The 20,101-nt window shown below is 53.3% G+C and carries 17 protein-coding genes; 4 read left to right on the plus strand and 13 right to left on the minus strand.

Annotated elements, in window-relative coordinates:
• Window positions 1-66 precede the first annotated feature (66 nt).
• Entirely contained in the window at window positions 67-1,533 is a 1,467-nt protein-coding gene (gene guaB / locus EX31_RS20450; protein WP_015689478.1) for an IMP dehydrogenase, read from the minus strand.
• Window positions 1,534-1,701: 168 nt separating this feature from the next.
• Between guaB and xseA the strand changes: the two genes are divergently transcribed.
• Complete coding sequence (xseA, locus tag EX31_RS20455; protein WP_037036399.1) at window positions 1,702-3,075, plus strand: exodeoxyribonuclease VII large subunit; 1,374 nt, start codon at window positions 1,702-1,704, stop codon at window positions 3,073-3,075.
• Between the two features lie 53 nt (window positions 3,076-3,128).
• Here xseA and EX31_RS20460 read toward each other — a convergent pair whose 3' ends face one another.
• Both EX31_RS20460 and EX31_RS20465 read right to left on the minus strand, forming a co-directional pair.
• Entirely contained in the window at window positions 3,129-5,492 is a 2,364-nt protein-coding gene (locus EX31_RS20460) for a glycoside hydrolase family 31 protein (RefSeq protein WP_037036401.1), read from the minus strand.
• Complete coding sequence (locus tag EX31_RS20465) at window positions 5,489-6,802, minus strand: MFS transporter (RefSeq protein ID WP_013574381.1); 1,314 nt, start codon at window positions 6,800-6,802, stop codon at window positions 5,489-5,491. The genes EX31_RS20460 and EX31_RS20465 overlap by 4 nt, the downstream gene beginning before the upstream one ends.
• A gap of 214 nt (window positions 6,803-7,016) precedes the next feature.
• Here EX31_RS20465 and EX31_RS20470 point away from each other — a divergent pair, with 214 nt between their 5' ends.
• The 3 genes from EX31_RS20470 (at window position 7,017) to EX31_RS20480 (ending at window position 9,614) form a co-directional block, all read left to right on the plus strand.
• Window positions 7,017-8,099: a LacI family DNA-binding transcriptional regulator gene (locus EX31_RS20470; protein WP_013574380.1), complete on the plus strand. Its 1,083-nt coding sequence runs from the start codon at window positions 7,017-7,019 to the stop codon at window positions 8,097-8,099.
• Window positions 8,100-8,234: 135 nt separating this feature from the next.
• Complete coding sequence (locus EX31_RS20475) at window positions 8,235-9,269, plus strand: M4 family metallopeptidase (RefSeq protein WP_037036402.1); 1,035 nt, start codon at window positions 8,235-8,237, stop codon at window positions 9,267-9,269.
• Window positions 9,270-9,614 (plus strand): protealysin inhibitor emfourin, encoded by a 345-nt coding sequence (locus tag EX31_RS20480; protein ID WP_037036404.1) that lies wholly within the window; start codon window positions 9,270-9,272, stop codon window positions 9,612-9,614.
• Here the strand turns inward: EX31_RS20480 and EX31_RS25580 are convergent.
• From EX31_RS25580 to EX31_RS20525, 10 genes are all read right to left on the minus strand, one after another.
• On the minus strand, window positions 9,599-9,829 hold the full coding sequence (locus EX31_RS25580) for a zinc ribbon domain-containing protein (protein ID WP_072012296.1): 231 nt from the start codon (window positions 9,827-9,829) through the stop codon (window positions 9,599-9,601). The genes EX31_RS20480 and EX31_RS25580 overlap by 16 nt on opposite strands.
• A gap of 11 nt (window positions 9,830-9,840) precedes the next feature.
• Window positions 9,841-10,797 carry an AEC family transporter gene (locus EX31_RS20485; protein WP_013574376.1) on the minus strand — a complete coding sequence of 319 codons (957 nt, stop codon included), beginning with the start codon at window positions 10,795-10,797 and terminating at the stop codon, window positions 9,841-9,843.
• Window positions 10,798-10,863: 66 nt separating this feature from the next.
• The gene (gene der / locus EX31_RS20490; RefSeq protein WP_013574375.1) at window positions 10,864-12,348 is read right to left on the minus strand and encodes a ribosome biogenesis GTPase Der; all 1,485 of its coding nucleotides are present in this window, start codon (window positions 12,346-12,348) and stop codon (window positions 10,864-10,866) included.
• A gap of 211 nt (window positions 12,349-12,559) precedes the next feature.
• The gene (gene bamB, locus EX31_RS20495) at window positions 12,560-13,741 is read right to left on the minus strand and encodes an outer membrane protein assembly factor BamB (protein ID WP_013574374.1); all 1,182 of its coding nucleotides are present in this window, start codon (window positions 13,739-13,741) and stop codon (window positions 12,560-12,562) included.
• Between the two features lie 11 nt (window positions 13,742-13,752).
• Window positions 13,753-14,373 (minus strand): YfgM family protein, encoded by a 621-nt coding sequence (locus EX31_RS20500; protein ID WP_037036407.1) that lies wholly within the window; start codon window positions 14,371-14,373, stop codon window positions 13,753-13,755.
• Between the two features lie 13 nt (window positions 14,374-14,386).
• Window positions 14,387-15,661, minus strand: a complete 1,275-nt coding sequence (gene hisS / locus EX31_RS20505) for a histidine--tRNA ligase (RefSeq protein WP_037036409.1) — start codon at window positions 15,659-15,661, stop codon at window positions 14,387-14,389.
• Window positions 15,662-15,797: 136 nt separating this feature from the next.
• The gene (ispG, locus tag EX31_RS20510) at window positions 15,798-16,919 is read right to left on the minus strand and encodes a flavodoxin-dependent (E)-4-hydroxy-3-methylbut-2-enyl-diphosphate synthase (protein ID WP_013574371.1); all 1,122 of its coding nucleotides are present in this window, start codon (window positions 16,917-16,919) and stop codon (window positions 15,798-15,800) included.
• Between the two features lie 42 nt (window positions 16,920-16,961).
• The gene (gene rodZ, locus EX31_RS20515; RefSeq protein ID WP_037036410.1) at window positions 16,962-17,954 is read right to left on the minus strand and encodes a cytoskeleton protein RodZ; all 993 of its coding nucleotides are present in this window, start codon (window positions 17,952-17,954) and stop codon (window positions 16,962-16,964) included.
• Entirely contained in the window at window positions 17,944-18,681 is a 738-nt protein-coding gene (gene pilW / locus EX31_RS20520; protein WP_041673193.1) for a type IV pilus biogenesis/stability protein PilW, read from the minus strand. Before pilW ends, rodZ begins: the two co-directional genes overlap by 11 nt.
• Before the next feature lie 100 nt (window positions 18,682-18,781).
• Window positions 18,782-19,981, minus strand: coding sequence for a dual-specificity RNA methyltransferase RlmN (locus tag EX31_RS20525; RefSeq protein WP_013574368.1), 1,200 nt, complete (start codon window positions 19,979-19,981; stop codon window positions 18,782-18,784).
• Window positions 19,982-20,101 lie beyond the last annotated feature (120 nt).

The raw sequence follows: 20,101 nt of genomic DNA on the forward strand, positions 1-20,101 counted from the left end.
CAACAGGTTAAATTTTCTAACAATCTTAAAAGCAGACAGCGAGCCTTTAGCTCGCTGTCTTTAGGGTCAGGATCCCATGCGGTAGTTCGGTGACTCTTTGGTAATCGTCACGTCATGTACGTGGCTTTCCTGGATCCCGGCACCGCTGATGCGGACAAACTCAGCCTTGGTGCGCAGGTCGTCGATGGTAGCACAACCGGTCAGCCCCATACAGGAGCGCAGACCGCCCATTTGCTGGTGGATGATCTCTTTCAGACGGCCTTTATACGCCACACGACCTTCAATACCTTCCGGTACCAGTTTGTCAGCAGCGTTATCAGTCTGGAAGTAACGGTCTGAAGAGCCTTTGGACATCGCGCCCAGAGAACCCATGCCGCGGTAAGATTTGTATGAACGGCCCTGATACAGCTCGATTTCGCCCGGAGATTCCTCAGTGCCCGCCAGCATCCCGCCGACCATCACACAGCTTGCGCCGGCAGCGATAGCTTTAGCGATGTCGCCGGAGAAGCGGATACCGCCGTCAGCGATAACCGGAATACCGGTGCCTTCCAGCGCTTCAACCGCGTCAGAAACGGCAGTGATTTGCGGAACACCCACGCCGGTCACGATACGGGTAGTACAGATGGAGCCAGGACCGATACCGACTTTCACCGCGCTCACGCCTGCTTTCGCCAGTGCCAGAGCACCTGCGCCAGTCGCAACGTTACCGCCAATGATTTGCAGATCCGGGTATTTAGCGCGGGTAGCGCGGATACGTTCCAGAACGCCTTCGGAATGGCCGTGAGAGGAGTCGATCAGCAGGACGTCAACACCGGCAGCAACCAGCGCATCGATACGTTCTTCGTTGCCCGCGCCCGCACCAACCGCTGCACCGACGCGCAGGCTACCCTGCTCATCTTTACAGGCATTCGGTTTACGTTCGGCTTTCTGGAAGTCTTTTACGGTGATCATACCGAGCAGATGGAATTGCGCGTCAACCACCAGCGCTTTCTCTACACGTTTTTCGTGCATTTTTTGCAGCACGACTTCGCGGGCTTCGCCTTCTTTGACGGTGACCAGACGTTCTTTCGGCGTCATGACCGCAGTGACAGGCTGTTCCAGATCGGTCACGAAGCGCACGTCACGACCGGTAATAATACCGACCAGTTCGTTTTCTTCGGTCACGACCGGATAACCGGCAAAACCGTTAATTTCAGTGAGTTCTTTAACCTGACGCAAAGTGGTCGATGGCGTGACGGTTTTAGGGTCAGCAACAACGCCGCTTTCATGCTTCTTCACGCGACGGACTTCTTCCGCCTGACGCTCAATAGACATGTTCTTGTGAATGAATCCGAGGCCGCCTTCCTGCGCCAGAGCAATGGCCAGATTCGCTTCAGTCACGGTATCCATCGCTGCGGACAGCATAGGGATATTCAGACGGATTTTAGCGGTCAGTTGAGTACCGAGGTCGGCAGTATTAGGCAAAACTGTGGAGTGGGCTGGAACAAGGAGAACGTCGTCGAACGTTAGTGCTTCTTTTGCGATACGTAGCATGGGCAATATCTCACCAAGGTGGATGCGGAAAAGATAAAATATTGCAGCGGGAGTATACAGGTGAGTAGGCATTTCGACCAGAACTATTTCAAAAACTTCTTGATTACCTTTTGCGGGCATGTAGTATCGTTCGATTAAGTCTCTGTTTTTGAATTTGATCTGGATCACATGTCGCTACCTTCTTCGCCTCCTATTTTTACCGTAAGCCGCCTGAATCAGACGGTCCGACAGTTGCTGGAAAACGAAATGGGTCAGGTCTGGCTCTCCGGTGAGATTTCAAACTTCTCTCAGCCGTCCTCCGGCCACTGGTATTTTACGCTCAAAGATGACCGCGCTCAGGTCAAATGTGCCATGTTCCGCAACACGAGTCGCCGCACAACGTTCCGCCCGCAAAATGGCCAGCAGGTATTAGTCCGCGCGACCATTACGCTGTATGAGCCACGTGGCGATTATCAGCTGATTGCCGAAAGTATGCAGGAAGCCGGCGACGGTTTATTGCAGCAAAAATTCGATCTGCTGAAACAGCAACTGGCCGCCGAAGGTCTGTTTGATGCACAGTTTAAACAACCGCTGCCCTCGCCGGCCAAATGCGTGGGTGTGATTACTTCCGCCAGCGGCGCGGCGCTGCATGACGTGTTAAATGTCTTAAAGCGTCGCGACCCGTCGTTACCCGTCATTATTTATCCGACGTCAGTTCAGGGCGCGGATGCGCCGGGGCAAATCGTCCGCGCCATTGAGCTGGCTAACGCTCGGGAAGAAGTCGATGTCCTGATTGTCGGGCGCGGTGGCGGTTCGCTGGAAGATTTATGGAGCTTTAACGATGAGCGCGTGGCACGGGCGATTTTTGCCAGCCGCATTCCGATCGTCAGCGCCGTCGGCCACGAAACCGATGTGACGATTGCCGATTTTGTTGCTGATTTACGTGCGCCGACGCCATCTGCTGCTGCCGAACTGATCAGCCGCAATCAGCTGGAATTGCTGCGCCAGATCCAGTCGCAGCAGCAGCGCCTCGAAATGGCGATGGATTATTATCTCGCACAACTGACGCAGCGCTTCACGCGTCTGAATCACCGCCTGCAACAGCAGCACCCGCATTTACGTCTGGCGCGTCAGCAAACGACGCTGTTCAAATTGCGCCGTCGTCTTGATGAAGCCATGCAAAACCAGCTGCGTCAGATGCTGCGCCGAACCGACCGTTTGCAGCAACGCCTCACGCAGCAGCAACCGCAGCCGCGCATTCACCGCGCCCAGCAGCGGGTTCAGCAGCTTCAGTACCGGCTGCAACAGGCGATGTCATCGCAACTGACCGAAAGCCGTCAGCGTTTCGGTACTGCCTGTACGCAACTGGAAGGGGTCAGTCCGCTGGCGACACTCGCCCGCGGCTATAGCGTGACGACCACGCCGCAAGGCGCGTTGCTGAAGAAAACCACGCAGACTGCACCGGGCGATACACTGAAAACACGTCTGGCCGATGGCTGGATTGAAAGTGAAGTGAAATCGATTGTGGTAGAGAAGAAAGTGCGTAAACGTGCGGTTAAATAAGCGTTAGGTTTACCCCCATCCTCCCCCTTCGCAGGGGGAGGAGATTGAAAAGCTTACAGATTATAGTTATTTGTCTTCACGCCATTCACCCAAACTTCACGCGTTTCGCCTTGCGGCAGCACAATGCTCAGGGTTTTCCACGCTGGTTTGAAATCACCGCGCTGCGTCAGCGTGATGTTGATTCGCTGATCGTCACTGGCGATATCCCAGTTCAGCCACAGCGCATGATTCTGCTCCCAGCGATGGCTTTCGCCGTCATCTTCAAACAGCATGCCTGACGATGTCGCCTGACCCGGTGCCGGATACACATGCAATTCACGCAGCATATCTTTACTGGCCTCAACATGCGCCAGACGGCAAGATTGCGGCAATGCAGCACCGGCGCGCACCAGCAGCGGCAGGCGATCCAGTGGTGCGTCGAGGGTGATTGTCTGGCCCCCCGCAAACCATTCGCCGGTATAGAAATCGCACCAGCCCATTCCGTTATCAGGCAGATAAACATTACGCTCACGCTGCCCCTCATCCACCACGCTGGCGACCAGCAAATCACGTCCCATCAGGAAGTCATCGGTTTCCGCGAAGGTGTTTTTGTCGTGCTCGTGGTCGAGGAATGTCGGGCGCAGCATCGGCTCGTCATCCGCATGAGCCTGCCACAGCAAGGTGTAGAAATAAGGCAATAAGCGATAACGCAGACGGATGGCATCACGAATAAGCGGGGTCACCTGCGGATACATCCACGGCTCATTCACCGTGTGATCATCATTCCAGGAATGAATGGTGAAACGTGGATGCATCACGCCGTTTTGCACCCAGCGGACAAACAGTTCGGCATCCGGCTTATCCCCTGAGAATCCGCCGACGTCGTGTCCGACGTTATACAAACCGGATAAACTCATGCCGATGCCCATGCGGGTGTTGTAGCGCAGCGTCTGCCAGTTAGTGCGGTTATCACCGCTCCAGGTTTGCACGTAACGCTGCATGCCGGAACAGCCGGAGCGGGAAATCAGATATGGCCGGATTTCCGGCGCGAAGTTTTGCTGTGCTTCAAACGACGCACGCATCATCAGCAACGGCATCACCGGACGGATATGTTTGATGGCGATAGACTTGCCAAAACCGTGGCAACGCGCATCGCTGTCCCAGACTTCATACTCGTTGTTGTCGTTCCACGTCGAACCGATGCCTTTTTCGAGCAGCTGTTGCGTCACGCCTTTCTGCCACCAGCGCACAGCGGCAGGATGAGTGAAATCGAGGTGGGAACCTTCGTCATCCCAGAATACTGAGCGTTCCGGCACGTCGCTTTCGCTGTCGCGGATAAATAAACCCTGCTCAGCAACCTGTTCATATTGCGGGTGATCCTGCAACAGGCAAGGTTTGATATTGGCCGCCAGACGGATACCGGCGTCGAGAAACGCTTTCGACATCACTTCCGGCTCAGGCACTTTGTCGTAGTTCCAGTTAAAGACGTAGCGCTTGTTGCCGATCGAGGTGTAACCCGATGATAACTGAAATGAATCGCAGGGAATTTGATGTTGCTGACACAGCGTGATGAATTTCATCAGCTGTTGCTGGGCATCCGGCGCATCGGTGTAATACATGGTCGAGCCACTGTAACCGAGACTCCATTTCGGCCCAAAGGTAGTTTTACCGGTCAGGCGCACCAGCTTTTTGGTGACGTCGAGTGACGTCGGGCCGACAAACAGGTAGTAATCCAGATCGCCCGCTTCGGCACTGAAACGACGGTAAGGCAGATGGTAATTATCCAGTTCATTGCCGAGATCAAGCCAGACATTGCTGAGATTGTCGTAGAAAACGCCAAAACTGACACCATTGCGCCGCGTCAGGGTAAACGGGATATGCTTATACAGCGGATCGGTGCTGGCGGCGTTATAACCCATCGCATCCAGATTACGCATTTCAAAGCGGCGGCCGCTACGGTTGAGATCACCGGCTTTCTCGCCCAACCCGTACACGCCATCCTGCGGTTCACGCAGCTGATAGTGCGCCGATGCTTCGTTTTTCACGCCGAGCATATACGCGCCGGTTTTCCGATCTTTTACCAGCGGCTGCCAGACACCGGCCTCATTCTTATATTCCCAATCCAGCCACAACGGCTGATGCACCGTGACGCGCAGCGCCTCAGTGGTCAGTGTCAGGCAATCGTCGCCCTGTTCGAGCTGATAACCCGGCACTGAAAAACCTTCGTTGCTCAGACGGTCACGCCCTTCCCATGGTGCATCATTTTGTGGTGCGATACTCCAGGTACGATCCAGCGCAAGCTCGCCGTTTCGCTGGATGAATACGCGGATTAACCCCTGTTCCAGCACACGCAGAGAAAACAGATGTTTACCATCAACCCGCAAATCCACGCCTGCTTCATCCTGCCCGGCAAGCTCCCAGTGTTTTAACGTCTTCATAGACTCTCCCTTTTTGCCGGATTGCGGCGTTCAGCGATCAGAGCAACCAGGAAGACTGCGCCGATCAAATCAAAGAAACCCATCGCGATAAACAGCGGATTGAAACCCATTTTGTCGGCAACGGCGCCGATCAGCAGTGAAAACAGGAAACTGGCGATCCACGCCGAAGAACCGCGCATGCCGTTAACCGTCGCCACCTGGCTCTTATCGAATGTCTCCACCACGACGGCACTCAGCATGCAGGAAATCACCTGATGACCGAAACCGCCGATGGAAATCAGGGCGATGGCGGCATACGGGCTTTGCGTCAAGGCGACCAGCGCCAGCGACAGCATCATAAATGCGCCGGTGACGGAGCTGGCGACGATGGAGTTAATGCGGGTGCAGCCAAACACTTTGCGGTACAGCGTGGTGAGATAGCCGCTGGCAATACTGCCGAGGTCGGCGGCCAGGAACGGCAGCCAGGCAAACATCACAATGTGTTTTAAATCCATCCCACGTTCATTGGCGAGATACAACGGCACCCAGAAACTGAACACCGCCCACGCTGGCTCAGCCAGAAATGCCGGAATGGCGATACCGTAGAATTTCTTGTTTTTACAGACAATTTTCAGCGATTTGATAAACGGCAGACGCGTTTGTTGCGGTTCGTTATCGGAACGGATCAGCGCCAGTTCATCTTTGCTTAAGTTCGGATGCGTTTCCGGTGAATGGTAGAACTTCCACCACAACAGAACCCACAGCATTGACAGCACACCGCAGAACAGGAACGCTCCGCGCCAGCCAAATGACACATGGGCGACCAGGATAATCGGCGGGGCCAGCATGGCACCAATCGAGAAGCCTACGCCTGCCCAGCCCGCGGCAACCGGACGCTCTTTACGCGGGAACCAGTCGGAAATCGCTTTGGCGTTGGCCGGAGTCGCCGCCGCTTCGGCACTGCCCATAAAGAAGCGCAGAACGGCGAGTTGGATCCAACTGCCCGCCCCTGCATGCAGCATACAAACCACCGCCCAGATTGAGGCGCAGATCAGAAAGCCCAGCTTCAGGCCAATTACATCAATCAGCCAGCCGCACAACGGCTGGAAAATGGTGTACGCCGCCTGAAACGCCGCGACGATGTAAGAATATTGTTCCGTGGTCATGTTCAGGCTGGTTTTCAGTTCAGCCGCCAGTAACCCCAGAGAATTTCGGGTGACGTAGTTGACCGTCACGCCGAGCAGAAACAGCGCCAGCATCCACCAGCGTAAAGCCTTTATCTTTCTGCGTCCTGCAACCGCAGCTGTCCCGGTATTTATTTGAATTGTCATGTCCGTTCTCCCACCCGTCGGCCTGGCCGCAGATGATGTGTCATGTGAGGTACTTCTGCAGAGTAGGCACACGGATTTGTGAGGGAAACGTGATTTTTTGCAAAAGCTTTCACGCTATAACTGCACCGGGAAGTCAGGGAGGATAAAAGCTCACAGGCAGCACATCTTCTGATATGAAAATTTTTGCATGGACGATTTTGAAGGAGATCACAGTTTGAAAGGAAAGTTAAATATCCAGCAAATTGCCGACCAGACAGGGTTGTCGATCAGTACCGTTTCGCGGGTTTTAGCCGGGAAAAATAACACCAGCAGCAAGGCGCGTGACAGCGTGCTTGAGTGTGCCAAATCTCAGGGCGTTCTCGATGGCCTTTCCACCGGCAGGCTGATGCTCAACAACATTTTGATTTTCGCTCCCGCCCGCGCCTTTGATGTGCGCAGCGATATTTTTTATTACAAGGTGATCCAGGGCATTCTGGCTGCCACCGCCCATCATGAAGTGCGCGTCCGTTATTGTGCGATGGAAGAAGAAAACGCCGATGCCGCGCTGTTCATCGCCAAAATGACCGATCCGCAAACCGAAGCCGTATTACTGGTCGGTATCGACGATCCTCACATTCATCAATTGGCCGCTGACATGGGCAAGCCCTGCGTGCTGGTCAATTGCCATGACCGGCATATGCGCCATGACAGTGTCAGCCCAGATCATCAGACGATGGGCGATTTCGCCTGCGACTATCTCTTTTCTCAGGGCCACACACATATCGTGACCGTGCAGTGCCTGCGACGTCATACGATGGAACTTCGGCTCACGGGGATTAAACAGGCGTTCACGCGCCATCATCAGGTTTTCAGTGACAGCCAGCATTTGCTGAATACCTCAGGATTCGGTGCCCAGGAAAGCGAACAGGCGTTGCTGGAATTTCTGGATGCCTTGCCGCCCGGCCAGCCACTGCCGACCGCAATCCTGGCCGGTGGCGATTTTATGGCTTCCGGCGTGGTAGCCGCGCTGGCTAAACGCGGCTTTTCCGTGCCCGGGGATATCAGCGTTATCAGCACTGACGGATTCAATCTTGCAGAAATTCACGATGTGCCGCTGACAGCGGTGCATGTGCCGCGCGATGAACTCGGTGCCGAAGCGATTTCCCTGTTGCAACGGCGCATGCTGCGCCCCGATGCGCCCCACACAACGCAGCTGTTGCAGGGAAAACTGGTGGTGCGCGAGTCGGTCAGAAAAGCCAGCGGACGCGCTGTGATTTGTCATTCGCATACGTTGTATGACCCGCAGCCGGACAGATAAATCTCATCTTTAACAGGCTTAACGCTCAGCAGTCCTATACTGACGGTGATGACTATTCATTAGCCGGCTTTCAGTATCAGACGGTCAGAACACCTTGTTTTCACCTTCGGGTGACTCTTGATAAGGAGATTCACGATGAATCACAGTTCAGCAAAGCGTTACAACAGCGTTATCCCGCCCTACATGCTTAACCGTATTATTGAACACGGTTCAGAGCCCCAGCGCAGATGTGCCAGACAGACGCTGGTACATGTGAATACCCTGATGGCACAGCCCTACGCCAAACCGCAGAAGATCGTGACAGCCAAAGCGGGTCAGGTTGAGCGTGATATTTATGACGCCAAAAATACCACCCGACTACCGGGGGAGTCCGTGCGTAAGGAAGGTCAGCCGAGTAACGGCGATGTGTCGGTGGATGAAGCCTATGATTATCTTGGCGTGACCTATGATTTCTTCTGGCAGGCCTATCAGCGAAATTCCCTTGATAACAAAGGGCTGGCGCTTCTCGGCACGGTACATTATGACAAAGGCTATCAGAATGCCTTCTGGAACGGGCAGCAGATGGTGTTTGGTGACGGTGACGGCGAAATCTTTAACCGCTTCACGATTGCTATCGACGTTGTCGGGCACGAGCTTTCCCACGGTGTCACCGAAACGGAAGCAGGTCTGGAATATAACGGCCAGTCCGGCGCGCTGAACGAATCAATGTCGGATGTGTTTGGTTCGCTGGTGAAACAATTCCACCTGAAACAAACTGCCGATAAAGCCGACTGGATTATTGGTGAAGGCTTGCTGGCGAAAGGCATTAACGGTTCCGGCCTGCGTTCTATGTCTCATCCCGGCACCGCTTACGATGACCCGCTGCTGGGTAAAGATCCGCAACCGGCAGACATGAAGGGTTATGTGAATACCCGCGATGACAACGGCGGTGTGCACATTAATTCAGGCATACCTAACCGCGCGTTCTATCTGGCAGCGACTAAACTGGGTGGTAACGCGTGGGAACGTGCAGGTTACGTCTGGTATGACACGGTTTGTGATGAATCCCTGCCCAAAAATGCAGACTTTGTCACGTTCGCCCAACTGACGATTCAGCATGCGGAAAAACGCTTTGACGCTTCCGTTGCACAAGCGGTTCGTGAAGCCTGGGAGCAGGTCGGAGTGATGTAAATGAAACCTTTAGATTCGCTGGAAAGTAATGCGGTCATTGAGATTTACCGCGAAGGCGGCATTGCGTTTATCCCGAAACTCAGCGGGCCGCGACGGGTCGAACTTTCAGGTATGAGTGATGATAAGCGGCGGGAAATTTGCCAGCTCATCAACAAAGCCCTGCCCTATGCTCAGGAAAAAGAAAACGCCGGTCATGGCGACCAGCGTTATTTCCGGCTGGAGATTTACTATGCATCGGAAGCGCATTCGGCCAGCCTGGTGGTGATTATTCCTGAAACCGAAACGCCCGAGGAACTGGTGAATTTATGGAAGCAGGCTCCCCCTGACGATCACTCTGCGGAATAAGGCGAATACGTAAACTGTACCCTTTTTTTAGAAATCATCCCGTGCCCGTTTTGGCAGAAGTAATCTAACGCGCCGCAGGCTTTCAGCTCCTGCAACGGTTGCTGGCAATCCGGGCACAATGCGATTTGCTGATAGTCGCCATGGCTGGCGTCACAATGAAAGTGACCACTTACCCAGCTCATCGGCTGGCTGCAAACCGGACAAAGTGCATCCATCGTCTATCCCTCTAAATAACACCCAGCGTCCGCAGTAAATACAGACCCAGTGCGGTAGTGAAAAATGATCCGAGCGTGGTGACGGCAATAATATTCGCCGCCAGCGTCGCGTTGCCGCCCATTGCGCGGGTCATCACGTAGCTGCCCGCTGCGGTCGGTGTGCAGGAAAAGAGAAATATAACGCCGAGCGCCGCGTCGCGAAAGCCAAACAACCATGCCCCGAAGGTCATCAGCGCAGGCACAAATATCACACGTGACGCGGAAGACCAGGCCGCCACGTGAGAACTGCGGAACATCGCCTTCACGTCAAGACTGGCACCGGCACATAACATTGCCAGCGGCAGCGCCATCCCTGAAATAAACTCACCGGTGCTGGCAATGGTCGCTGGCATCGGTAAATGGCTGTACTTAAACGCCAGCCCGAGCACCAGACCAATAATCAGCGGATTGGTGATAATACCGCGCAGAATCGGCTTCAGCCCGATGCTATTCCCCTGCCCGCCTTTCAGGCTGCGGGTTAGCGTAATCACGGAAAGCACGTTGAAGAGGATCACTGTGACCGCCAGATACATCGACCCCAGCGCAATACCTTCGCTGCCAAAGGCCAGCGAGGCATAAGCAAGACCCGCGATGCCGGTATTGGCGCGGAATCCTCCCTGCACAAAAATACCGCGCTCACGCGGGTCTTTCACCAGTTTTATCGCCACCAGTTCCAGCAACAGAAATGAAGCGACGGTGCCAAGGCCACCATAAATGGCGAGCGGCAGATTTGAGCCTGAGGAATCATGCCCTTGCGCCACGCTGAAAAAAAGCAGGCAAGGTAAGGCGATATTGAATACCAGACGGCTGGCTTTCTCGTTAAAACTGTCGTCCATCAGGCCAGTGCGGCGCAAAAACACGCCCAGCAGCAAGATCAATAAATTGGGAACCGTAACGCCAAACGCAAAACTCCAGGTCTGCCAGAACATCCAGCCAGCTCCTTGCGGGGAAATTAAGACGAAAAAAAGGGGTACATTTTCATGCACCCCATTCGTTTAGGATTTGTTTTTCAGGTGCTGCATCAGACGTCGGCGCTTGCGCTGCTGGTGAGGAGAAAGCGAGTTTTTCTTGCCTTCATACGGGTTCTCACCTTCTTTGAACTGAATGCGGATTGGCGTTCCCATCACTTTCAGTGAACGACGGAAATAGTTCATCAGATAGCGTTTATAGGAATCAGCCAGGTCTTTCACCTGATTACCGTGAATCACCACGATAGGCGGGTTATAGCCCCCGGCGTGAGCATATTTCAGTTTCACGCGGCGACCATTGACCAGCGGTGGCTGGTGATCGTCAGCCGCCATTTGCATGATACGGGTCAGTAAGGAAGTGCTCACTCGCGTGGTTGCACAGGTGTACGCTTCGTTTACTGACTCAAACAGGTTACCAACGCCGCTGCCGTGCAGGGCAGAGATGAAGTGAATGCGGGCAAAATCAACGAAACCAAGACGCAGATCCAGCTGATCTTTAACCTGAGCACGCGCTTCTTCGCTCATGCCATCCCACTTGTTGACCACGATAACCAGTGAGCGCCCGCTGTTGAGGATAAAGCCTAACAGCGAGAGATCCTGATCGGAAATGCCTTCGCGGGCATCGATAACCAGCATCACTACGTTGGCATCTTCAATCGCCTGCAAGGTTTTGATTACCGAGAATTTCTCAACGGTTTCAGTCACTTTGCCGCGCTTACGCACACCGGCGGTATCAATCAGAACGTATTCACGCTCGTCACGCACCATCGGGATATAAATACTGTCACGGGTGGTGCCCGGCATGTCATAAACCACGACGCGCTCTTCACCCAGAATACGGTTAGTCAGTGTGGACTTACCTACATTCGGACGTCCGACGATAGCCAGTTTGATTGGCAGAGACTGCGGGTCGAAATTATCTTCTTCGTCTTCAGGGATTTCATCACCGGTGGCTTCCTGCTCGGCCCAGTAAGCCGCGTTAGCTTCTTCCTCGGTCAGTTCGACTTCTTCCGGCTTTTCACCCACGAACGGGATCAGTACGTGTTCGATCAGTTGCGTCACGCCACGGCCGTGTGAAGCCGCGATAGCATACACATCGCCCAAACCGAGTGAGTAGAAATCACCGGTTGCGCTGTCCGGATCCAGCCCGTCAGTTTTGTTCGCCACCAGGAAGGTGGCTTTTTCACGGCTGCGAAGATGCTGGGCAATGCCCTGATCGGCAGGCATCAGGCCCGCACGGGCATCGACCATGAACAGCACGATATCCGCTTCTTCGATAGCCAGCAGAGATTGCCCTGCCATGCGGGTTTCAACGCCATCTTCGGTACCGTCAATACCGCCGGTATCCACGATGATGAATTCATTACCCTCAATTTCGGCACGACCATACTTGCGGTCACGCGTAAGCCCCGGGAAATCCGCCACCAGCGCATCACGCGTCTTGGTTAAACGGTTAAATAAAGTGGATTTACCCACATTCGGGCGCCCAACAAGCGCAACGACAGGTATCATTTTGAAGCCTCAGTGTTTTTATAGGTGGTGCTAAACGCAAATAGCTGGCCTGCTGAATTTCATTGCAAACCACTATAATTCAATTTGTTACAGCGCAATCTCTCATTGGGGATTACGCGGATTTCAGAATACGAAACGGCCCCTGAGCAATTCAGGAGCCGTTTTAAAGCCCGGGGTCAACCGACCTCAGGGCCAGATGCCGGTCGCAGTATTAGCGGGTGAAGGAGTAAACCTCGCCACCTTTCGCCTGCACAACCAGCTTGTCGCTTGCCACAATCGGCGCACTCAGGAAGCCATCGCTGTCGACTTTCTGCTGAGCAACAAAACGACCATCAGTGGTATTGATCCAGTGCAGATAGCCTTCGGAATCGCCGACCACAATGTAACCATTATACAGCACCGGTGCCGTCAGGTTACGGTGCAGCAACTCACTTTGGCGCCACACGCTGACACCACCCTGAGTATCGAGCGCCATCACGCGGTCATCCTGGTCAACCATATAGATATGGCCTGCGTCGACAATGATGTCATTCACAGAACCAACATCACGTTTCCACATAATCTGACCAGAACGCAGATCCATCGCCACCAGATTGCCATTGTATGCCAGCGTGTAAACAACGCCATCAACGATAACCGGCGTGGTATCCACATCGCTCAGACGGTCGATTTCAGTCGTACCGGTAGTCTGAGAAATACGTTGTTGCCAGATCAACTGACCTTCTTTCATCAGTACAGCACTGACGCGGCCATTATCACCACCGACGATTGCAGCACCAAAGGCTACCGCAGGCGCTGATTCACCACGCAGAGACAGCGTTGGCATATCGAGGTTAGCGGTCCATTGAATGGTACCGTCGGATTCATTCAGACCCTGCAACATACCATTGCCGGTGTGAACCAGAACCAGACCATCGCTGACAACCGGACGGGACAATGCTTCCCCCGCCACTTTGGTCTGCCAGGCGATTTTACCATCAGTGGTGTTCAATGCATAAACGATAGCTTTTTCACTGCCAACGTAAACGTGATCACCTGAAACTGTCAGGCCGCCAGACAGCTGTGCAGAAATATTTCTGGAGAGGAAGCCGGTCTTTTCAGACAGGTTGACGCTCCATTTTTCTTTACCACTGTCAGCATCGAGTGCTTTAACCAGACCAAAACGGTCAGCTGCAAAAATGGTGCTGTCCTGCCAGGCCGGACGCAGATTGGAGTAGAATTCGCCAATGCCGTCGCCTACGGATTTGCTCCACACTTGCGTCGGTGTGAACTGGTTCTCAACTTTTGGCAGCGGAGACATTTTGACCACGTCTTCTTCGCTGTTAAACAATGAACAGCCACTTAGCAGGGCAACAGAAACCCATCCTACCAAGAGTGTTTTACGCAATTGCATCGGGGTTCCCCTTAGCTGGCTAAGTTGTTCAATTTCATACGCAGCACGGTTTGCAGCGTTTGAGAGAGTTTAGAATCAAGTCCTTTGCTGTAGGCTTCACGAGCACCTTTTGCATCGCCTTTGGCAAGCAAAACATCACCACGGATGCCTTGTTGCATAGCCGTCCAGCCTTCACCCTTCACGCCGTCTAACGTTTTGAGTGCATCATCAAATTTGCCTTGCTGCATCTGGACACGCGCCAGACGTAAGTTCACCAGCGAACGTAAATTATCTTCTTTGGCCTGACCTTGCGCCTGCACTAATTGCTTTTCAGCATTGGCGAAATCACTGGTTCCGACAAAATGATCAGCCAGTTGCAGGGCGGCAAATACGCCGTAATTATTGTCATTGCTCTGAGCAAATTTTTCGAGATCAGCCACGCCTTTCGCGTTATTGCTGGTCAGCGACTGATTAGCTTGCTGGAAAGACGCAGAAGCTTCCGTCAGGGCAGAGTCCTGGTGACTCTGCCAGAAACGCCAGCCGCCCAGGGCTGCAATACCCAGAACAACGCCGATGGCCAGCGCTTTACCGTTTTCGGCAAAGAAGCGACGTACAGCATCAACCTGTTCATTCTCAGTGGTATAGACTTCCACAGTGTCCTTCTCCTTAACCCAACATCGAAGCCAGACGCGCGACGATTTCGCTTTGCGCCAGCGTTTCTTGCGTTCCACTCTGCAGGTCTTTTACGACGACCTGCTGGTTAGCGACTTCAGTTTCGCCTAGTACCAGGGCAACACGCGCACCCCATTTATCAGCACGGGCGAACTGTTTCTTGAAATTGCCGCCACCGTAGTTAGTCATAACTTTCAGCTCAGGCAACGCATCACGCAGTGTTTCAGCCAGTTGCATAGCCGCGCTTTGCGTGCCAACACCGGATGAGATCACGTAGGTGTCGACGGTTGCCGGTGCTTTGAAGTCCGGGTTTACGGCCTGAACCAGTAATACCAAACGTTCCAGCCCCATGGCGAAACCGACACCCGGTGTTGCACGACCGCCCAGTTGTTCGACCAGACCGTCGTAGCGGCCACCCGCACACACAGTACCTTGTGAGCCTAAGCTGCTGGTTACCCATTCGAACACGGTGCGGTTGTAATAATCCAGACCGCGCACAAGTCGCTGATTAACCGTATATGGGATACCAGACTGCTCTAAAAGTTCACACAGACCTGCAAAGTGTTCTCTTGATTCTTCATCAAGATAATCACCCAGCTCCGGTGCATCATTTAATAACGTCTGAATATCGGGATTTTTGGAGTCCAGAACACGCAGCGGATTGCTGTACATACGACGTTTACAGTCTTCATCCAGCTTGTCTTTATGTTGCTCAAGGAAAGCCACCAGCGCATCACGATAGTTCGCACGGGCTTCCAGTGAACCGATAGAGTTCAGTTCCAGCGCCACGTGCTCAGAAATCCCCAGCGCGCGCCACCAGCGGGCGGTCAGCAGAATTAATTCGGCATCAACGTCCGGCCCTTGCAGACCAAAGACTTCTACACCCAACTGATTGAACTGACGATAGCGACCTTTTTGCGGGCGTTCGTAACGGAACATCGGACCGATGTACCACAGACGTTGTTCCTGATTGTACAGCAGACCATGTTCAATACCGGCGCGCACGCAGCCCGCCGTACCTTCCGGACGCAGCGTCAGGCTTTCGCCGTTGCGGTCTTCAAAGGTATACATTTCTTTTTCCACGACATCAGTCACTTCACCGATAGCGCGTTTAAACAATGGGGTCTGCTCTACAATCGGCATACGGATTTCACTGTAGCCGTAACTGCCAAGCACTTGTTTCAACGATCCTTCAATACGTTGCCACAGAGCTGTGTCTTCTGGCAGGTAGTCGTTCATGCCGCGAATGGCCTGGATATTCTTTGCCACGTCAGTTCTCTATCGTTTTATAAAAAATGAACCCGATTATAGGGGCTTTGTGGCTTGTGGTTCAACGCACAGAAGCCATTACCCCGGTCGGGTTCAATATAATAATGCAGATGTACGCTGACACCTGCAACCGATGTTACTTTTCAAGATGATTGATAACGATACGTTTACTCTCATCCATAATCGCCGCTTTGGCGCGAATTTTTGCTTCTAACTGGTCGATCATATCATTGTTATCAAAACGCTCTCTCTGACGAACACCGTCTTCATAGAAACCGCTTTTGTTATGACCGCCGGTGACGCCCATGGTAGAAACCAGCGCTTCGCCCGGACCGTTAACCACACAACCAATGATCGAAACATCCATTGGCGTGATGATATCTTCCAGACGTTGTTCCAGCGCATTCACGGTACCGATGACATCAAACTCCTGACGCGAACAAGTCGGACAGGCAATAAAGTTGATACCACGGGAACGGATACGCAGTGATTTGAGGATATCGAATCCGACTTTGACTTCTTCAACCGGATCGGCCGCCAGCGAAATACGCAGCGTGTCGCCGATACCTTCTGAGAGCAGCAGGCCCAGACCAATGGCTGATTTAACGGAACCTGCACGCAGGCCACCGGCTTCGGTAATTCCCAGATGCAGAGGCTGAACAATTTGCTTAGCCAGCAGGCGGTAGGACTCAACCGCCAGGAAAACGTCAGAGGCTTTTACGCTGACTTTGAACTGGTCGAAGTTAAGACGGTCAAGAATATCAACGTGGCGCATCGCCGATTCCAGCAGCGCTTGCGGAGTAGGTTCGCCGTACTTTTCCTGAATATCTTTTTCCAGGGAGCCACCGTTCACACCGATACGGATAGGAATATTTTTGTCGCGTGCGCAATCCACCACGGAGCGGATGCGGGATTCGTTACCGATGTTACCTGGATTAATACGCAGGCAATCTACGCCGTATTCTGCAACCTGCAGGGCGATGCGGTAATCGAAATGAATATCAGCGACCAGCGGGACATTAACCTGCTGTTTGATAAGTTTGAATGCTTCTGCCGCATCCATGGTTGGCACAGAAACGCGAACAATGTCGACACCGACGCGTTCCAGTGATTTGATCTGTGCGACTGTCGCCGCGACATCTGTGGTGCGAGTGTTGGTCATCGATTGCACCGCAATCGGTGCTCCGTCACCTACAGGCACCTTGCCGACATAAATCCGGGTTGATTTGCGACGGGTAATGGGTGCTTGGTTATGCATTACTTCACTCTCCATCGTTGCAATCGTCTGACAAACTGCCGATTACTCGGCAGCTAAGGTCAGGCGCGCAACACGGCTTGATTTTACAAAACGACTTAAATCAACCGGCTTGCCCTGGAATTGGATATCAACCGCCCCCGGCGCACCGATTTTCAGTTTATACGGCGCAGTGCCCTTCACGCTGAAGGTCTCTCCGCCTTTCTTCATGCCGCTGAACAGGGTTTTTCCTGATGCGTCATCAATCTGGAACCAGCAGTCAGCTTTAAAGGTAAAGGTCACCGCTTGTGGATCCGCACCTGCTGCCGCAGTTTGTGCATCACCGGTTGGCAGACCGTTTTCAGCTGTTGCAGGCTGACTGGTTGAAACAGCGGCAGGCGCTTGCTCCGCTGGCGTACCGGATGCTGCCGGTGCGTTGCTTGCTGCTGCGCCCGGTGCGGTATTCAGCGGGATAGAATTCTGCGGCTGTGTTGTGTTTGCAGCAGGAGCCGGGTCAGAAGAAGTATCTTCTGTTGTCGGTGCAGAATTCGCATTGTCGCCCAGAGGAATAGTTTGCCCCTGGCCGCTATCCTGATTCAGTTGTGCCGATGACTGATCGGCCATTGTTGCGATTTCCTGCTGTTGCGCCTGATGATTTTGCCACCACCACGCACCGGTCAGGCCAATCACCACAAACACCACCAGCCAGGTAAAGCCCATCAGCCAGCCATCGCGTTTTTTGCGAGACTTACCGAGAGAGAATCCCTGCATTGAAGCCACTTTAGGCACTTTAATCGGCGCTTGTTTACCGATCAGACCTAATAATTCTTCTTCCGGGACATGAACCAGTTTTGCATAGGAACGGAGGTAACCACGCAGGAAAGTCGGCGCAAGATCGGCCGGCGTCGTTTCTTCTTCGATTTGGCGAATAGTTGAGACTTTCAGACACAGGCGTTCTGCAACAGCCTGATGACTAAGACCTAACTGTTCACGAGCCTGACGCAGACGTTCGCCTGTAGTCAGTTTTGCATTATTTTCTTGAGGGGCTTCAGTATTCATTGGCTAAGAACTGCTGGTACTGTTTAGATTGTGGATAACTACGCGCAAGTTGCTTACCGTAGCGTTGAACGCTATCCGGGTTGCCCGCTAACGCAGCGAATCGAATTTGTAACATGAGGCTGTCGGCAGTGGCTGGCAGAACATGTTGATATACATCCAGTAATAGTTTCGCCTGAGCGCGGTTCCCTTCCCCAAATTCTTTGGTTGCCTCAGTCAGCAAGGGTGCGCCTTTATCGGGATCCACTTTCAATGCCCGGCTTAGTAACACTCGCGCTTCCTCATTCTGATTGGCCTTCAGAAAACAGTAGCCTGCATTTTCCAGACTGTCAGCAACCTGACCGTAATCAGGCGCATTAGCTGCGGCGCTAAACTGCTGTTGTGCGGGTACATACTGCCCTAAACTACACAAAAACGCACCGTAATTATTTAAGACCGTCCCATTTTGCGGCGCCAGCTGCAACGCTTGCTGGTAGCGGCTTTCCGCTGCTTTCTGATTGCCGTTTTTTTGCTCGTAAAGCGCCATGCCAAGCTGTGTCCGATAATCCTGCGGCGCACCGTCAACGGCTTTCTGCAGATTCTGCCTGGCCGCCTCCATGTTCCCCTGATTCAGGTACGCCATACCAAGTTCGAGACGCGTTTGTGCTGCGCCGCTGGCCTGTTGCGTTTCTTTCGGTGAACTGGAACATCCCGCCAGTAAAGCCACAGTCATGCCTGCGGCGATCAGCATTTTCACACTGCCCTTCATTGTCATGCTTAATTCCCTTTACCCTGCCAGCGACAATAAAACAGCGGGCTTCGACGGAACACCGTGGCGAAGCCCATTGGGATCAGACGGCTTTTACGGAAATCTGTTGCTCGCCTGCCATTTTTTTCTTCAACGTACGTTTGGTACGGTCGATAACATCACCGGCCAGCTGACCACACGCGGCATCAATGTCATCACCACGGGTTTTGCGCACGATAACTGTAAAGCCATAATCCATCAGCACTTTAGAGAAACGATCAATACGGCTGTTCGAGCTGCGGCCATACGGCGCGCCCGGGAACGGGTTCCAGGGGATCAGGTTGATTTTGCATGGCGTATTCTTCAGACGCTCAGCCAGTTCATGCGCATGCTCGGTGCCATCATTGATGTGATCCAGCATAACGTATTCGATGGTAACGCGGCCCTGATTGGCGTTGGATTTGCTAATATAACGCTCAACAGCGGCCAGGAAGGTATCGATATTGTACTTGCGGTTGATCGGCACAATTTCGTCACGAATGGCGTCGTTAGGTGCGTGCAGGGAAATCGCCAGCGCGACATCAATCATATCGCCCAGCTTGTCCAGCGCAGGGACGACACCCGATGTGGAAAGCGTCACGCGACGTTTTGACAAACCGAAACCGAAATCGTCGAGCATGATTTCCATGGCCGGAACCACGTTATTGAGGTTCAGCAAAGGTTCGCCCATGCCCATCATCACCACGTTGGTGATGGGGCGCGTACCGGCCACTTTCGCCGCACCGATAATTTTTGCCGCACGCCATACCTGACCGATAATTTCGGACACACGCAGGTTACGGTTAAAACCCTGTTGCGCCGTGGAACAGAAAGTACATTCCAGTGCACAGCCGACCTGAGAGGAAACGCAAAGCGTCGCACGGTCGCCGTCCGGGATATACACGGTTTCAACCAGTTGTCCGCCCACCTGAATCGCCCACTTGATGGTGCCGTCAGTTGAGCGTTGTTCTGACGCGACTTCCGGTGCACGAATTTCTGCAACCCGGGCCAGCTTTTCACGCAGCGCCTTATTGATATCGGTCATTTGCTCGAAATCATCGCTGCAGTAGTGATACATCCACTTCATGACCTGATCAGCACGGAACGGTTTTTCGCCCATGTTGATGAAGAACTCACGCATTTGCTTGCGGTTAAGGTCAAGAAGGTTAATTTTTGCGGCAGCAGGCACGACAGTATTCACGGCTTCTGCGGAAACAGCGTTATTTTCAGACAAAATTGGCTCGGACGTGTTGGATTCTAACATGATGAAAATGGCCTCGTTGTTACACGTTATGGCGTATTGGAAGTGCAGAGCCTGGCCCGAAAGGTAACGGCTGGCCTGCAAATAAAATTGCGCCCCGAAGAGGCTGGCTCATTCGGGGCG

Source organism: Rahnella sp. WP5, assembly GCF_000745615.1.
GTDB lineage: Bacteria > Pseudomonadota > Gammaproteobacteria > Enterobacterales > Enterobacteriaceae > Rahnella > Rahnella aceris.

Bases quoted from the DNA above. Each gene is read 5' to 3' on its own strand.
- der (WP_013574375.1), bottom strand. From the start codon at position 12,348: ATGATACCTGTCGTTGCGCTTGTTGGGCGCCCGAATGTGGGTAAATCC.
- EX31_RS20475 (WP_037036402.1), top strand. From the start codon at position 8,235: ATGAATCACAGTTCAGCAAAGCGTTACAACAGCGTTATCCCGCCCTAC.
- bamB (WP_013574374.1), bottom strand. From the start codon at position 13,741: ATGCAATTGCGTAAAACACTCTTGGTAGGATGGGTTTCTGTTGCCCTG.
- EX31_RS20525 (WP_013574368.1), bottom strand. From the start codon at position 19,981: ATGTTAGAATCCAACACGTCCGAGCCAATTTTGTCTGAAAATAACGCT.
- pilW (WP_041673193.1), bottom strand. From the start codon at position 18,681: ATGCTGATCGCCGCAGGCATGACTGTGGCTTTACTGGCGGGATGTTCC.
- rodZ (WP_037036410.1), bottom strand. From the start codon at position 17,954: ATGAATACTGAAGCCCCTCAAGAAAATAATGCAAAACTGACTACAGGC.
- xseA (WP_037036399.1), top strand. From the start codon at position 1,702: ATGTCGCTACCTTCTTCGCCTCCTATTTTTACCGTAAGCCGCCTGAAT.
- EX31_RS20485 (WP_013574376.1), bottom strand. From the start codon at position 10,797: ATGTTCTGGCAGACCTGGAGTTTTGCGTTTGGCGTTACGGTTCCCAAT.
- guaB (WP_015689478.1), bottom strand. From the start codon at position 1,533: ATGCTACGTATCGCAAAAGAAGCACTAACGTTCGACGACGTTCTCCTT.
- ispG (WP_013574371.1), bottom strand. From the start codon at position 16,919: ATGCATAACCAAGCACCCATTACCCGTCGCAAATCAACCCGGATTTAT.
- EX31_RS25580 (WP_072012296.1), bottom strand. From the start codon at position 9,829: ATGGATGCACTTTGTCCGGTTTGCAGCCAGCCGATGAGCTGGGTAAGT.
- EX31_RS20465 (WP_013574381.1), bottom strand. From the start codon at position 6,802: ATGACAATTCAAATAAATACCGGGACAGCTGCGGTTGCAGGACGCAGA.
- EX31_RS20460 (WP_037036401.1), bottom strand. From the start codon at position 5,492: ATGAAGACGTTAAAACACTGGGAGCTTGCCGGGCAGGATGAAGCAGGC.
- EX31_RS20480 (WP_037036404.1), top strand. From the start codon at position 9,270: ATGAAACCTTTAGATTCGCTGGAAAGTAATGCGGTCATTGAGATTTAC.